Below are 14536 nucleotides of genomic sequence, written 5' to 3' on the forward strand. Positions count from 1 at the left end.
TGCACCTACAGCACGTACACAAACACAAACAGACATAACCAAACCACATCCACAAAGTGCCAATACCAACTACCTGCTTGGAAGGCAAAATGGTTCTTAGACGAAAAATGATCTTTAGCGATTCGGAGCAATAATACGATTAAGAAAATCGTCCCAAGACAAACGTGCAAACCGTGAAAACCCGTCAACATAAAAAAGGTGTTTCCGTAGATACCAGATTGCAACGTGAGCCCCATTTCTTGATAAGCATGAGCGTACTCGACCGCTTGGTAATATAGGAAAAAGCCCGCAAGCACGATGGTGATTTCCAACCAAACAATCAGTGCCGTTCTTTTGTCTTTTTCAAGGTTGATGTGCGCCATATGTAGCGTAATCGACGACAATAGCAGCAAAATAGTATTAGTAAGGGGAATGCCCTGCCACGGCATAGCTTGTGTTGTTTCTCCACCCGGAGTCAGTGTAAGTGGCCACATCGCCTCGAAGGTTGGCCACAAAACCTCGTTGGTCATGAAGTTGTTATCTGCCCCACCTAACCAAGGCACAGAAATCATCCTGGCGTAAAATAACGCACCAAAAAAGGCACCAAAAAACATCACTTCAGAGAAGATGAACCAGCTCATCCCTTGGCGAAAAGAACGAGTAATTTGCGAGCTGTACTTTCCACTCAGTGACTCAGTAATCACATTACTAAACCAGCCCGCCAACATGTAAAGCAAGAACAGAAAACCTACCGCTAGCACAATACTGCCAATGGTTCCCACAGCCCCTTCACTTTGTGTCCCCTGAACGGTCATTCCTGCACCAACGGCAACTAAAAATAGAGCAAACGCACCGATGATCGGCCAGCTACTTTGAGCGGGAACATAATATGTTCCTGGCTTGTTACTCATAATTTCTCTCCTTACTGACCAGCCTTGGTCTGTATCTCTCTCCTTGAGTGGCTAAGAACCTGTAGGAGGGGGAAGTTTATAGAGTGTGTAAGACAGCGTTAACGTGTGTATCGACCCCGGTAAGTCCGGTTCGATATAAAAAATCAACGGCATTTGAGCTTGTTGTTTGCCATCCAAAGGCTGTTGGTTAAAACAAAAGCACTCAATCTTATTGAAATAAGCGGCACCATTCCCGGGAGAAACAGAGGGAACGGCTTGCCCTACCAACTTCTGCCCGCTTTCATTAAATGCAAGGTATTCGGTTTGCACGACTTCACCGGGATGAACGTCCATCGAAATCACTTTGGGTTTAAACTCCCAAGGCATATCGGGGCTTATATGCGCCATAAACTCCACGCGAATGGTTCGGCTCATATCCGGTTGCATACCAGTTGGTTGAATGGCGGCCACTTCACTTGTTTTTCCATTGATACCCAGTGCATCGCACATTACGTCATACAATGGGACAAGTGCGTAGCCAAACCCGAACATCAAAAGGGTCGCTAAAAGCAACTTCATTGTGAGCTTTTTGTTTGATGGATTCGGTTTCATCTCACTCACCCTATTCGTTTCTAATCGACTTTAGGCGGCGTAGTAAACGTATGATGGGGCGCCGGGCTTGGCACCGTCCATTCTAAGCCCTCCGCACGTTCCCACGGTTTTGCAGCGGCCTTTTCACCGCCACGAATACACTTAATCACCACCCATAAAAAGATCAATTGTGACAACCCAAACGCAAATCCACCAATGGAGACGATTTGATTGACATCAGCAAACTGAATAGCGTAATCCGGGATACGTCTTGGCATACCCGCTAAACCTAGAAAGTGCATCGGGAAAAACAAAACATTAACTGAAATAATCGAGCACCAGAAATGCCACAAACTCAGCTTGTGGTCGTACATATTGCCTGTCCACTTAGGTAACCAATAGTACGCTGCCGCCATAATCGAGAATACGGCACCAGATACCAACACATAGTGGAAATGCGCAACCACGAAGTAAGTGTCATGATATTGGAAATCCGCCGGCACAATTGCCAGCATCAATCCCGAGAAACCGCCAATCGTAAAGAGCACAATAAAGGCAATGGCAAACAACATTGGCGTTTCAAATGTCAGAGCCCCACGCCACATGGTGGCGACCCAGTTAAAGACTTTCACCCCTGTTGGTACCGCAATCAGCATGGTGCAATACATAAAGAAAAGCTCTGCAAAAACTGGCATCCCCGTTGTAAACATGTGATGCGCCCACACAAGGAAAGACAACAACGCAATGCTGCACGTCGCGTAAACCATCGAATGATAACCAAACAGCTTCTTGCCACTGAAAGCAGGAAGGATGGCAGAAATGATGCCAAACGACGGTAAAATCATGATGTACACTTCTGGGTGACCAAAGAACCAAAAGATGTGTTGAAACATCACCGGATCGCCGCCACCAGCTGCATCAAAGAAGCTAGTCCCGAAATATTTGTCAGTAAGAACCATCGTCACCGCACCCGCTAATACCGGCATAACCGCGATCAATAAGAAAGCGGTGATTAACCAAGTCCAAACAAACATTGGTAACTTGAACCAAGTCATTCCCGGAGCTCGCATATTTACTATCGTCACGATAACGTTTATCGCGCCCATGATGGAGCTGATACCCATGATGTGAACAGAGAATACAAACAGCGCGGTGCTATCTGGGCCATAAGTCGTGGACAACGGAGCATAGAACGTCCAGCCAAAATCGGGGCCGCCGCCAGGTAAAAACAACGAGCTCAATAAAATAAGAAATGCAAAAGGTAGAATCCAAAAGCTCAAGTTGTTCATGCGAGGTAGCGCCATATCTGGAGCCCCGATCATCATTGGAATCATCCAGTTAGCAAGGCCCGTAAATGCTGGCATCACAGCACCAAACACCATCACCAAACCGTGTACCGTAGTCATTTGATTAAAAAACTGTGGATCAACCAGCTGAAGTCCAGGCTGGAATAGTTCGGCACGAATGACCATCGCCATCGCACCACCAGTCAGAAACATCGCGAAACTAAACCAAAGGTACAGGGTGCCAATGTCTTTATGGTTTGTGGAATACAGCCAACGAGCAATACCTTGGGGAGCATGATGATCATGGCCATCATCAATCGCAATGGTACTGTTTGCACTGGCTTCAGCTGGAGCAGACTTCACTGCCTTATCTATTGGCTTACTCATATTTCCTCCTTAGCACTGCCTTGTGCCTTAAAGGCATTCACATCGGATGCTTGCACCCTATCACCAGTGTCGTTGCCCCATGCATTTCGCTGATATGTGATGACCGCAGCAATTTCTTTGTCACTTAACTGGTTCGAAAAAGACTGCATTGCAGTGCCCGGACGGCCATTCACAATCACATCAATGTGCTCTGAAATTGGGCCTGTTGCGATAGGGCTGCCCTTAATCGCGGGAAATGCACCCGGAATCCCCTCACCATTAGCCTGATGGCACACAGCACAACGCGCCGTGTATATCGATTCGCCCTGCGACATCAACTCATCCATGGATAAGTCTTGAGAGAGCGCTTCTTGTGCCGCCGCTTTTTGAAGTGCGATTTCTTCCTTCTTACTCGCTAACCATTCATCAAACTTTTCTTCTTCCATCGCATGCACCACCACCGGCATGAACCCGTGAGCACGACCACATAGCTCCGCACATTGACCGCGATATACACCTGGCTCATCAATTCTTGTCCATGCTTCATTAATAAAACCAGGAATGGTGTCTTTCTTGACAGCAAAATCTGGCACCCACCATGAGTGAATGACATCATCAGAAGTCATCAAAAAACGCACTTTGCGATTCACAGGCAACACCAAAGGGTTGTCTACTTCCAATAGATAATGCGCGCCTTTTGTCTCGATACCATCAATTTGCTTTTGGCTGGTGGCAAGCAAACTGAAGAACTCAACATCTTCACCAAAATAGCTGTAATGCCATTTCCATTGCGAGCCTGTGATCTTGACCGTGATATCTGATTGGCTTGTGTCTTCCATTGCGACTAAAGTTTTCGTTGCGGGAATCGCCATGGCGACAAGAATGATGATAGGTATGACTGTCCAAATAATTTCCACTTTTGTACTTTCGTGGAAATGTGCGGCAACTGCTCCTTTTGACTTGCGATGACGAAAGATGGAATAGAACATGACACCAAATACAATCAAAGCAATTACGCAGCAGATATAGAAAATCAGCATATGTAATTCATACACTTGCCCACTTATCGCTGTGACCCCTTTGGTCATGTTGTAGTCACTTTCCTTTGACCAACTGAAAGAGGAGAATGTGATTAAAATCACATTCAGTGATAAGGCTAGAGTAGTCGTTAATCTTTTCAAAAGATCTCTCCTCTGCTCAGCCGCTACGCTTGCGCGAGCTTCCTTGCGTCCCGATGCAAATATCGAACAACTTTACGAAAAATCACAAAAACTACGATTTCGACACGGTTTGTTATATTTATGTTAAAAGGCTAGTTATAGTTCCAAGGTTCTTCAAGAAATTAAATATGATTAAATTTTGTTCGGATAAGAAAAATTAATTCGGTTTATCGATTGCCCTCTTTGAAATGTAATTGAGAACCATTTACATTAATTTAAAAGAAAACATTGAGATACTTACAAAACGAAGTGTCCAAGAAAGTAGGCGCCCCCTACTAAGGAATGATTGATATGACAGCACTAATTACTCAATGGCTAGAACGAGACCCTGATCCTAAGACTCGCGAAGAGCTACAACACCTCGTCGATACAAATAATGAACAAGAGCTTACTGATCGCTTTGGATCGCGCCTTGCCTTTGGTACAGCAGGGTTACGCGGCAAAGTGGGCGCAGGTCCAAACCGAATGAACCGTTTGGTGATTCAAGAGACAGCCACTGGCCTAGGAAACTATTTGCTAGAGCAAGTCAAAGATGCCGCAAGTCGTGGTGTCGTTATTGGCTACGACGGTCGTCCTGATTCGAAACAATTCGCGCATGATACCGCGTCCGTACTGACAGCCCTTGGTATCAAGGTTTACCTAACGTACGATGTTGCAGCAACCCCAATTGTTGCGTTTGGTGTCCGAACATTGAATGCTGCGGCCGCTGTTGTTGTTACCGCTAGCCACAATCCACCAGAGTACAATGGCTTTAAAGTATATTGGGAGAATGGCGCACAGATTATTCCTCCACACGACTCTGGAATCGCAGCGAAAATTGATGACGCAACAACGAAGCCATTACCTTTAATGTCTCTCGATGATGCAAAACAGCACGGTTTGTTAGTTTGGTTGGAAGACGACTACTACCAAACTTACCGTAAGACAATGAATGAAAACGCACTGCTTACGCCTGACAACAATACCGATATATCTATTGCTTACACCGCAATGCATGGCGTTGGGGCGAATATGGCGGAAACGCTCCTCGCAGACGCTGGCTTCAAAAAAGTGGCAAGTGTTAAGGAACAGCGCGAACCTGATGGTAGCTTCCCAACCGTCAACTTCCCAAACCCTGAAGAAGCGGGAGCAATGGATATGGTGATGGCGTTAGGTAAGTCCGTAGATGCTGATATCGCTTGTGCCAACGATCCAGATGCCGACCGTTTTGCAGTGGCGGTCAAACGCCCAGATGGCGAGTATCAAATGCTAACCGGCGACCAAGTGGGTTCACTGTTTGGCGATTACTTGCTAGAACAGCAACCTAACGCTCTGGTTGGCAACACCATCGTATCGTCGAGAATGCTGAGTAGCATTGCCAAAGCCCATGGCGCCCAATACTACCAAACGTTAACAGGCTTCAAATGGCTTACTAACGTTGCCATGGAGCAAGAGACTGAAGCCAATCCATTCTTGTTTGCTTATGAAGAAGCGCTCGGTTATACCGTGGGTAACAAGGTGTGGGATAAAGATGGTTTATCTGCAATCGTCGCATTTGCCCAGCTAACAGGTAAACTTAAAGCTCAAGGCAAAACACTATGGGATAAACTGGAAGAACTGTACCGCGAGCACGGTTTCTACTTTAACGCGCAGCGCAGTATCGCTCTCGACCCGAACTCTCCACCAATCGGTGACAAGCTCCGTGCAAACCCACCAACAGAGATTGCTGGTAAAAAAGTCGCAGTAACTGAAGATCTAAAAACATCAGTTCGCATGTTTGATGACGGCTCAGAAGAATCCATTGACTTACCAGCAAGTGACGTATTGATTTATCACCTAGAAGATCAGTCTCGTGTGATTGTTCGCCCTTCGGGTACTGAGCCAAAACTAAAATGTTACTACGAAGTCATCAACCTTTTCCCTGCGGATATGAGCTATGCACAAGCACAGCAAGCGGCAGAGGCGAAGATGAACGAACTTATCGACGCGCATCAGACAAGTTTGTAAGTCAAAGAGAAGCAGAGACACCTGATACGATAAGAGGCGCAAATTCGCGCCTCTTTTTTTGATTTTGACTAGAACAAGTCAAGCTAACCAGTGCTTTTCCCTAGCTTACAATTTCCTTTTGTAGAAAGTACTTGTGGATGCCCTCTGCAGGATAGCCTGAGTACTGCCCTACTTTTTCAAAACCCAATTTGAGATAGAATTCGAGAGCTTGGAAGCTGTAGGTATCCAAATAAACATGGGTAACCCCGTGAGGCTTTACTTTTTCTTCTAACATTGACATTAACTGGCTCCCGAGACCAGATGTCCGACTTTCAGCATCTACCCACAAAAACTCAACAAACACCGTGTTTTTAAACATTTCGCCAGTCAGACCACCCATGGTCTTGCCATTCCCATCTTTAGCAAAACAGCCCACAGCATGCACTTCCCCTTCAGGCAAATGCATTCGGTTATAAGATCGAATACCTTGACGAACAGAATCAAGGTCTGTTTGATCTGGATTTAAACAAAATTCAAGCTTCATACATCCTCTCCTTAGGAAACACCAATATCCTAAAACAAAAAGCCAGCAATTGCTGGCTTTCTGATGGAATATGATAACTTTATAAGGCGAAACTGCTCAGCATCCACAACGCGAGAATAACGAACACTAAACCCATTAGTTTATGTTGATACGTGCGGAATTTTTCGTTCTCGAGCAGCCCTTTGCCCAATGTGCCTGCTAACCCAACAAGTAATAAATTGAATGACAAGCCAAGAACGTTCAACAATAACCCTAGCGCTAGCATCTGCTCACCGGAAGATGCCGTGATATTGCTTGAGACAAACTGCGGCAAAAACATCACAAAAAATACCAACGCTTTAGGGTTAAGCAAATTACTCATCAAAGCACGTTGATAATAAGTTGATGCCATTTTGTTTTGACCATCAAGCTCTGGAGCCGAAGATGCCTCAGCTCGTAAGCAGTCCCAACCCATTTTTAACAAGTAAGCGCCACCTAAGAGATGAAGGACTTTAAGGGCGATTGGGCTCATTGCAATCAGGGTAGATACTCCCATTGCAGCAAGCAAAGTAAGAATAACACCAGACGTCGCATTGCCTAAGCTAGCAAACAGACCGACCTTCTTACCGTAACTCATACTAGAGCTCGCGATAAGCAACATATCGGGCCCTGGTAACAGCAACAAAGCCACTACTGCGGTGAGATAAACAGGAAGTACAGATAAATCAATCATGATGGAACCGCTTTTTCTACAACAAATCGGCGAATGTTATACCAACAAAATGACAACATCCAGCCCAAAATCACCAAGATAATTCAGAAAATAAAAATCATAGTTTGCTAGGACGAAAAATAACAATCAATTCGCCTATTTATAAAAATCGAATAGCAATTTTGTACAAAAATAAGCACGATGGATCCGTTACACTTATAAGATGATTTTCTTGAGCAGACCGGATAAAGATGAAAGAAAAGAATAAGGAAATCGCTACCTTCAAGATAGCTCAAGAGCTCGGCGGTTTAGAACTTCTCGATGCAAAGTATGAGAAGCAGAATTTTTCACGCCATAGCCACGAAGGTTACACTATTGGCGTCATCGAGAAGGGAGCACAGCAGTTCTTTCGAACAGGCGGAAATCATATCGCGCCACAGGACAGCATCATCCTTGTAAATGCAGATGAAGTACACAACGGGCATTCGGCCTCAGAAGGCGGTTGGGAATACAAAGCAATGTACCCCGTACCACAGCAGTTTCAGACCTTGGGGCAAGAGCTTGGTTCACCAAATGTAGCTCTGCCCTATTTTCCTCAACCTGTGGTTTACGATCCTGAGCTGGCTAGTCAGTTGCGATTGGTGTTTGAAACGCTAGAAAAATCAGACAACCGACTACTACGAGAAACTTTGATTTACGGCACGTTGATCAAACTAGCCAGCAAACACAGCACCCACCGGGCACCGCTCAAAGAATCAACCAGAGCTCAGCGACAAATACAGTTGGTCAAAGAGTTTTTGGAAGACTTCCCGCAAACGGACGTCTCGCTAGAAGAGCTCGCAAAACTGGCTGGGTTAAGCCCTTTTCATTTGCTAAGAGAGTTTCAAAAACAGTTTGGCTTCCCTCCCCATGCTTATCAAATTCAGCAACGTTTACGTATGGCGAAGAAGCTACTAAAAATGGGACAAAAAATTTCAGATGTGGCACAAGAATGTGGCTTCCATGATCAAAGCCATCTGCATCGACACTTTAAAAAAGCCATGGGCGTCACTCCCGGCCAATACGTCCGTCACAGCTAAAGCAGCAATATTGTACAAGGCGTTATGCGACTACCGAGCTATCTTGGTAGCCTGATTTAGGAATAACTAAGAAGAAACTATGGACCATACTTTGCCGTTACAAGAAGAATCAAAAGCCACGCTATTTTGGCAAGGCACACTTGCGATGATGCCACTGAGTATCGCGGTGTTACCTTGGGGTTTGCTCGCAGGCTCATTCGCGATTGATACTGGGCTTCACCCTTTGGAAGGACAAGCACTATCCGCCATTCTGTTCGCAGGTTCCGCGCAGCTCGTCGCGATGGGGATGATTAAATCGGGGGCAGGCCTAGTAACCATGTTACTAACAACGTTTTTTATCACCTCTCGACACTTCCTCTACAGTGTATCGATGCGCAGTAAAATTGCACCACTTCCTCTTAAATGGCGGTTATCACTCGGATTCTTACTCACTGATGAGCTGTTTGCGATTGTAGGTCATCATTCCGATAAACAATTTAATCGCTGGTATGCGCTTGGGGCTGGTTTGAGTTTTTACCTGTTTTGGAATATCGCGACATTGACGGGCATTATTGCGGGAAGCCTGATCCCTGAACTGAACGAAATGGGATTGGAATTTGCTGTGGCCGCGACTTTTATCGCAATTGTAGTTCCGACTATTAAAAATATGGCGGTGCTCGCGAGTGTTGTCGTGGCATTAGTGAGCTCGGTCGCCCTAACCTATTACCAAGTAGAAGGAAGTTTGATGATTTCGAGCATTTTAGCCATGCTTACAGGCTACTTTGTGGAACAAGTACAGGAGAAACACTAATGATCATGTTGTCTATTTTACTGATGACGGTACTTGTTTTCACCAGCCGCTACTTGTTTTTAGAACCCAAGCTACCACTGCGATTAGGGACACGTACACAAAAAGTGCTCAACTACGCCAGCCCTGCGGTACTCACTGCGATCTGGGCGCCTATCGTTTTCATTCCCGATGGAGCACTCAGCGTGAATGTGCACAACCCATTTTTATTGGCTGCCTTGCTGGCTGCGTTAATCGCGTACTTTACTAAAAATGTTCTTTTAACGACGGTGATCAGCATGGTGGTATTTCTCGTTCTGCGAATTTGGCTTTAATTCGCCACCCACTCAATCTCCAACAGGGTGACATCACCACACTTTAATCGTCCAAGGAAGATGTCACCTTGATGCACCTCACCAACTCCTTTTGGTGTGCCGGTCATTACCACATCGCCATCTTGAAGTGTTGTGTAACTCGTTAATTCATCCAAAATGGTTAGCGGCGGATAGAGCATCTGGTTAACGTGACCTTTTTGTACACGAACGCAGTTAATCAAGAGCTCTAGGTTAAGATCATTAATATCAATGTTATCCAAAGAGACAAATCGACTAAACACTGCGGAGCCATCAAACGCTTTAGCACGCTCCCAGGGCAACCCTTGTTGTTTAAGTGAAGACTGCAAACCGCGCTTGGTCAGATCCAATCCCAAACCGACCGCTGAATAGCGTCCATCTTTGATCAGAAAACAGATTTCAGCCTCGTAATGAAGAGGCTCTTGATGAAATGAACGCAGAGTCGTCGATACGGAAGTCGCGGGTTTATTAAATACCACCATTTGCTCAGGTATCGCATTATCAAGCTCATGAATATGTTCAACGTAATTTCGCCCAACACAAAGCACTTTACCCACTTCTACTTTCTTTTCTTCAACTTGAATAACGCTCATCGCTCTTCCCTGCAAAACAAAAACCTCATCATAATCTAACCTATTGACTTAACGACACTAAATCCCATCCTCTAGTGTGAAAAATAAGACATTCACCCCGTTTTGAGTTTTGTATCATCTAATTGAAACATCACGGTATTTACAAAACAAATAGACAAAAAAGCCAGCACGAGGCTGGCTTTAAATCAATAAGGGTGAATGATTGTTCTCGCTAAATCCTATTATAGGTAGTAACGAGCACCTATCGCCCATTTGTCATCAGTTTCACGACCATGGTCATCATTTAGGTCAAACTGGTAACCCGCGTAACCAACAAATTTAGGCGTGAAGTTGTACTCTGCCTGCAGTGCCATTTCCTCACGAGCGGTTTCTGTTTTAGAATTTTTGAACTCTTTACCTTCAACCATCTCGTAGTTAACGCTCAAGTTTAAGCTGTTCGCTAGAGCGTATGCGATGATCGCTTCGTACGCATCACTTTCCGCCAAACGGTCGCCATTTACACTGAAGTTCATATTTTCATTTGAACCATATACCGCGGCAAGGAACAGACCTTGACCGTAAGCGCCGTAAGATGCAGACACAACATGTGATTCCGCGGTGTGTTTACCTGTGTAAGCAGGGTGTTGGAAGTCACCACCGTTGTATGAGTAGCCAATTTTCGCGCCCATGATTGCGTAAGAAAGCGCAACTTGCATGCGGTCATCGTATTTAAGACCACCAGTGATAGTACCTGCGTCGTTACGCGTGTATTCATCATTTGCGCCTTGCCATCCAAGACCAACGTTAATTGCACCTGCTTCGCCTAAATCAAAGCCATTTCGATAAGACAGCATTTTATCCGCACGACCAGTGCCTAGGTTTCCGTGATCGTCGTAAATGAAGTCATTCGCAAACGCAATTGGCATATCCGCGATGCCTGCTACATCATAGTAAGGTGACCATTGCGTACCACCTACTGCACGACCGTAAACCTCATGTGTTAAACCTAAGTAACCTAGACGAGTTTTAAACGACTCTTCACCGCCATCTAAGTAGTTTAGAGCCCATTCACCACGTGCGTCTGCGGTGAAGCCATTGCCTAAATCTTGTGTCGCAGAGATATTGATACGAGGAGAGTTAGTACCAACATCCGTGTCACCTTGCTCTGAACCATTTAAGTTAACAGAAACGTGGCCGCCCATCGAAAATGTTGTGCCATCGTTATTATAAAGTTCCACTGCCACTGCTTGAGTGCCGAAAGTTGCTGCTGCGATTGCCGCTGCTAATAATTTTTTATTCATTTCTAAATCCATTACTTATTAGTTGGTTAGTCAGTTTTAGACCCAGCTCTGATTCACTTTCGTAAAACGAAATGATGAACACAGAAAGGAATACAAAGGCCCTCTGGGGCATCTTTTCCGCCAGAATGGATTTACCTTTGTGTAACAACTGCCGACACTTTATTTGATTAGTTCCTGATAACCGAGTGAAAAATTCTCAGCAAAAAACTAAAAAGCAAACGTTTACTTATCCGAAAAAAAATCCAGGCGTAAAAACCTTACAAAAAGAAATGCTTTAACGAGATAGTGCTCACAAATACTTGATGAACCCCAACTTTTGAAAATAACTTTCCCGTCAAAATGAAATATTTACTTACATTTTGGAACAAAAATAGGTTCAGGAACTTTTTGAAAAAAGCACGGTCTCCAATAGAAGGCAGAAAAACCTCAAAAAAGATAAAACCTTTCTTTTTATAAGAGATATAAGAAGGGGCACTTATTCTCGCCAGCAATAAAAGTGCAATCAAATCATAACTTAACAGAAATCTATCTTTCATTTTCAGCGTTTACCTTAGCGTCATCAACACATCGGGCAAGAAAGCCCATCGATTACAACTAGGGTAATAAGAAAATGAAAAAGGCAGCACTAACTACTGCAATTCTTACAGCATTGGTATCAGCACCATCATTCGCAGCAACAGTATACAAAAACGACGGTACTGAATTAAAAGTTGGCGGCCGCGTTGAGTTCCGTGGTGACTTCATCGGTTCAGGTGGTGCTGAAGTTGAAGGCTCAATGGAAGATAAAAGCCGCGCTCGTCTTAATCTAAAAGGTAAAACGGACATCGGCAATGGCCTTTCTGCATTCGGTGTTTACGAAGCCGAACAAAAAACGGGCAAGAGTGAATTCAAAAACCGCTACATGTATGCGGGTGTCGACTCTGATATCGGTGCTTTCTCTGTAGGTCGTCAAGACATGGCTGCAGTCATCATCTCTGACATGACGGATATCACTGAGTTCTCTGGTGTTCAGCAAGTTATCGATTCCTCTTCTGATAAGCAAGACAGCGTTTTCGCATACCGTGGTGCGTTTGATGCGCTACAACTGCAAGCAACCTACCAAGCAAACTCTAGTGATAACGAAGATAAATACGGCATCTCTGGAATGTACTCACTGCCAATGGGCCTAGACCTCGGTCTTGCATATTCTGGTGGCGACGTAGATAAAGACAACTCTGAAGATCAAATTCTAGGTGGTATCGCTTACTCGATGGATAACCTTTACCTAGCAGGTACTTACTCTCAAGGTTCATTGACTGACGCTGAAGACTTTACGGCTTACGAGCTAGTCGCAAGCTACAAAGTAGCGAGCAAAGTGACACTTGCTGCGCTATACACAGCTCAAGAGAATGATCCAGACAACGGTTCAAAGTACGACACCGTTGAAGGTATCGAGCTTGTTGGTTACTACAAACTAAACAGCAACTTCCGTACTTACCTGTCTTACTACATCAACCAACTTGATGAAGCAAAAGATGCAACAACAGGTCTAGTAACAGAAGGCGAAGATACACTGCGCCTAGGCGTACGTTACGATTTCTAATTCACTCTTGTCCTAAGAGCGAGTCCACTTGGCCAGCATGCTTGCTGGCCATTTTTTGTGTAACCCAACATAACTCAATAAGTTTTCACACTATCCAAACGTCGCTCTGCAATGAAAAACGAGCGTAGTGACTCCTGCCTCTGCCCTCTTTTAATGCGATTTGTCACTAAGTTAGTGCATTTCTCCTAATAGCCAACCGAACTAAAATAAAAAAGACAATTAAAATCAAATAGATAAAAACTGGCACGCGTTCTGCAATACCAATTATGCAAATGCATGGCAGCGTTTGTGCTTCTCGTTCTTTGTACCTGTTATAACAGGCACGTCCTTTGAATTGGTAATGTCGCCTCCCTCTGGGAGGCATTTTTTTATTGGCGCGAAAAACAATAGGACGTATGATCCCGCCACCTCTATCAAACTGGAATTTTTCAATTGAATCATCATCCTGTTCAAGGTGCGTCCTGGATGCTAACAGCTGGCTTGGCATTCGCCATAGTGAACAGCTTCGCCCAAATTGCTAGCATCAACTTTGGTGTCTCTTCCACCACATTCGCATTATTCCAATACGCTATTGCCTTATTTGTCATTCTGCCCTATCTGCGTACACTTGGAATTAGACGCTCACTAAGAACCCAACACTTTGGTTGGCATACCTTCCGTATTTTTCTCTCTGTTATCGGGATTCAGCTTTGGCTTTGGGCACTCGCTTATCCAGTTCCGATTTGGCAAGGCATTGCGCTGCTGATGACCTCTCCATTATTTGCAACGGTTGGATCTGGCTTGTTACTCAAAGAGAAAGTAGGTACTGCACGCTGGTTAGCGACATTAACAGGGTTCGTTGGTGCTATGATCATTCTTGAGCCGTGGGCAGATTCATTTACATGGGCGACCCTGCTTCCTGTTGGCGCCGCATTTTTCTGGGCAGCGTATTCTCTGATGGTAAAGAAAATGTCGGTCAACGATCCGCCCTCAACCATGGTTGTCTATTTATTACTGCTGATAACGCCGTTTAATATCTTATTGGCAATACCGACATTTACTATGCCAAATACCTGGACGATATGGGGCGTACTTTTAGCCGCAGGCGCGCTTACTGCACTCGCTCAATGGGCTATCGTTAAAGCGTACGCAATTGCAGACGCCTCGTTTGTGCAACCATTTGATCACGCAAAACTGCCTTTGAATGTCGTTGCTGGCTGGTTGGTGTTTGGCTGGGTACCACCTGGTCGTTTATGGCTAGGCGCCGCGATTATTATTGCCTCCATTGCGTTTATTACGCACTGGGAATCGAAAAAGACAAAGCTAGTTGAAAGAAAAGTCTAATTTCAAGGTTCTATATTTTCAGGAAAGG

At 44.8% G+C, this 14536-nt stretch carries 14 protein-coding genes; 6 read left to right on the top strand and 8 right to left on the bottom strand.

Annotated features, from left to right (window positions below):
* Positions 1-5: 5 nt before the first annotated feature.
* The 4 genes from ACWPOD_RS04985 to coxB are packed head-to-tail and all read right to left on the bottom strand — an operon-like array spanning position 6 to position 4293.
* Positions 6-890 carry a cytochrome c oxidase subunit 3 gene (locus ACWPOD_RS04985; protein ID WP_065645780.1) on the bottom strand — a complete coding sequence of 295 codons (885 nt, stop codon included), beginning with the start codon at positions 888-890 and terminating at the stop codon, positions 6-8.
* Positions 891-941: 51 nt separating this feature from the next.
* On the bottom strand, positions 942-1481 hold the full coding sequence (locus ACWPOD_RS04990; RefSeq protein ID WP_456231616.1) for a cytochrome c oxidase assembly protein: 540 nt from the start codon (positions 1479-1481) through the stop codon (positions 942-944).
* 20 nt (positions 1482-1501) lie between these two features.
* Positions 1502-3133, bottom strand: coding sequence for a cytochrome c oxidase subunit I (gene ctaD, locus ACWPOD_RS04995; RefSeq protein WP_048625255.1), 1632 nt, complete (start codon positions 3131-3133; stop codon positions 1502-1504).
* Entirely contained in the window at positions 3130-4293 is a 1164-nt protein-coding gene (gene coxB / locus ACWPOD_RS05000; protein WP_006742066.1) for a cytochrome c oxidase subunit II, read from the bottom strand. The genes ctaD and coxB overlap by 4 nt, the downstream gene beginning before the upstream one ends.
* Before the next feature lie 330 nt (positions 4294-4623).
* On the opposite strand from coxB, the gene ACWPOD_RS05005 reads away from it, so the two are divergent.
* Positions 4624-6318, top strand: a complete 1695-nt coding sequence (locus ACWPOD_RS05005; RefSeq protein ID WP_047008374.1) for a phospho-sugar mutase — start codon at positions 4624-4626, stop codon at positions 6316-6318.
* A 100-nt stretch (positions 6319-6418) separates the two neighbouring features.
* Here ACWPOD_RS05005 and ACWPOD_RS05010 read toward each other — a convergent pair whose 3' ends face one another.
* On the bottom strand, positions 6419-6841 hold the full coding sequence (locus ACWPOD_RS05010; RefSeq protein WP_256953110.1) for a GNAT family N-acetyltransferase: 423 nt from the start codon (positions 6839-6841) through the stop codon (positions 6419-6421).
* Between the two features lie 79 nt (positions 6842-6920).
* Positions 6921-7553 carry a LysE family translocator gene (locus tag ACWPOD_RS05015; RefSeq protein WP_005375522.1) on the bottom strand — a complete coding sequence of 211 codons (633 nt, stop codon included), beginning with the start codon at positions 7551-7553 and terminating at the stop codon, positions 6921-6923.
* 230 nt (positions 7554-7783) lie between these two features.
* Between ACWPOD_RS05015 and ACWPOD_RS05020 the strand changes: the two genes are divergently transcribed.
* The 3 genes from ACWPOD_RS05020 (at position 7784) to ACWPOD_RS05030 (ending at position 9712) form a co-directional block, all read left to right on the top strand.
* Complete coding sequence (locus ACWPOD_RS05020) at positions 7784-8611, top strand: AraC family transcriptional regulator (RefSeq protein WP_006742070.1); 828 nt, start codon at positions 7784-7786, stop codon at positions 8609-8611.
* 79 nt (positions 8612-8690) lie between these two features.
* The gene (locus ACWPOD_RS05025; protein ID WP_046873712.1) at positions 8691-9401 is read left to right on the top strand and encodes an AzlC family ABC transporter permease; all 711 of its coding nucleotides are present in this window, start codon (positions 8691-8693) and stop codon (positions 9399-9401) included.
* Positions 9401-9712, top strand: coding sequence for an AzlD domain-containing protein (locus ACWPOD_RS05030; RefSeq protein WP_047008376.1), 312 nt, complete (start codon positions 9401-9403; stop codon positions 9710-9712). The genes ACWPOD_RS05025 and ACWPOD_RS05030 overlap by 1 nt, the downstream gene beginning before the upstream one ends.
* Here the strand turns inward: ACWPOD_RS05030 and ACWPOD_RS05035 are convergent.
* Both ACWPOD_RS05035 and ACWPOD_RS05040 read right to left on the bottom strand, forming a co-directional pair.
* The gene (locus ACWPOD_RS05035) at positions 9709-10323 is read right to left on the bottom strand and encodes a fumarylacetoacetate hydrolase family protein (RefSeq protein ID WP_005391187.1); all 615 of its coding nucleotides are present in this window, start codon (positions 10321-10323) and stop codon (positions 9709-9711) included. The genes ACWPOD_RS05030 and ACWPOD_RS05035 overlap by 4 nt on opposite strands.
* A gap of 221 nt (positions 10324-10544) precedes the next feature.
* A complete protein-coding gene (locus ACWPOD_RS05040; protein WP_046873713.1) occupies positions 10545-11603 on the bottom strand; it encodes a porin in 1059 nt (352 codons plus the stop codon).
* 610 nt (positions 11604-12213) lie between these two features.
* Between ACWPOD_RS05040 and ACWPOD_RS05045 the strand changes: the two genes are divergently transcribed.
* Positions 12214-13185, top strand: coding sequence for a porin (locus tag ACWPOD_RS05045; protein ID WP_048625262.1), 972 nt, complete (start codon positions 12214-12216; stop codon positions 13183-13185).
* Between the two features lie 465 nt (positions 13186-13650).
* Positions 13651-14508 carry a DMT family transporter gene (locus ACWPOD_RS05050; protein ID WP_167427645.1) on the top strand — a complete coding sequence of 286 codons (858 nt, stop codon included), beginning with the start codon at positions 13651-13653 and terminating at the stop codon, positions 14506-14508.
* Positions 14509-14536: the final 28 nt, after the last annotated feature.

Source organism: Vibrio sp. JZG120 (genome assembly GCF_053890955.1).

Coding starts and splice junctions, on each gene's coding strand:
- ACWPOD_RS04985 (WP_065645780.1), bottom strand. CDS start 890: ATGAGTAACAAGCCAGGAACATATTATGTTCCCGCTCAAAGTAGCTGG.
- ACWPOD_RS05020 (WP_006742070.1), top strand. CDS start 7,784: ATGAAAGAAAAGAATAAGGAAATCGCTACCTTCAAGATAGCTCAAGAG.
- ctaD (WP_048625255.1), bottom strand. CDS start 3,133: ATGAGTAAGCCAATAGATAAGGCAGTGAAGTCTGCTCCAGCTGAAGCC.
- ACWPOD_RS05010 (WP_256953110.1), bottom strand. CDS start 6,841: ATGAAGCTTGAATTTTGTTTAAATCCAGATCAAACAGACCTTGATTCT.
- ACWPOD_RS05045 (WP_048625262.1), top strand. CDS start 12,214: ATGAAAAAGGCAGCACTAACTACTGCAATTCTTACAGCATTGGTATCA.
- ACWPOD_RS05025 (WP_046873712.1), top strand. CDS start 8,691: ATGGACCATACTTTGCCGTTACAAGAAGAATCAAAAGCCACGCTATTT.
- ACWPOD_RS05040 (WP_046873713.1), bottom strand. CDS start 11,603: ATGAATAAAAAATTATTAGCAGCGGCAATCGCAGCAGCAACTTTCGGC.
- ACWPOD_RS05030 (WP_047008376.1), top strand. CDS start 9,401: ATGATCATGTTGTCTATTTTACTGATGACGGTACTTGTTTTCACCAGC.
- ACWPOD_RS05005 (WP_047008374.1), top strand. CDS start 4,624: ATGACAGCACTAATTACTCAATGGCTAGAACGAGACCCTGATCCTAAG.
- ACWPOD_RS04990 (WP_456231616.1), bottom strand. CDS start 1,481: ATGAAACCGAATCCATCAAACAAAAAGCTCACAATGAAGTTGCTTTTA.
- ACWPOD_RS05015 (WP_005375522.1), bottom strand. CDS start 7,553: ATGATTGATTTATCTGTACTTCCTGTTTATCTCACCGCAGTAGTGGCT.
- ACWPOD_RS05050 (WP_167427645.1), top strand. CDS start 13,651: ATGCTAACAGCTGGCTTGGCATTCGCCATAGTGAACAGCTTCGCCCAA.
- ACWPOD_RS05035 (WP_005391187.1), bottom strand. CDS start 10,323: ATGAGCGTTATTCAAGTTGAAGAAAAGAAAGTAGAAGTGGGTAAAGTG.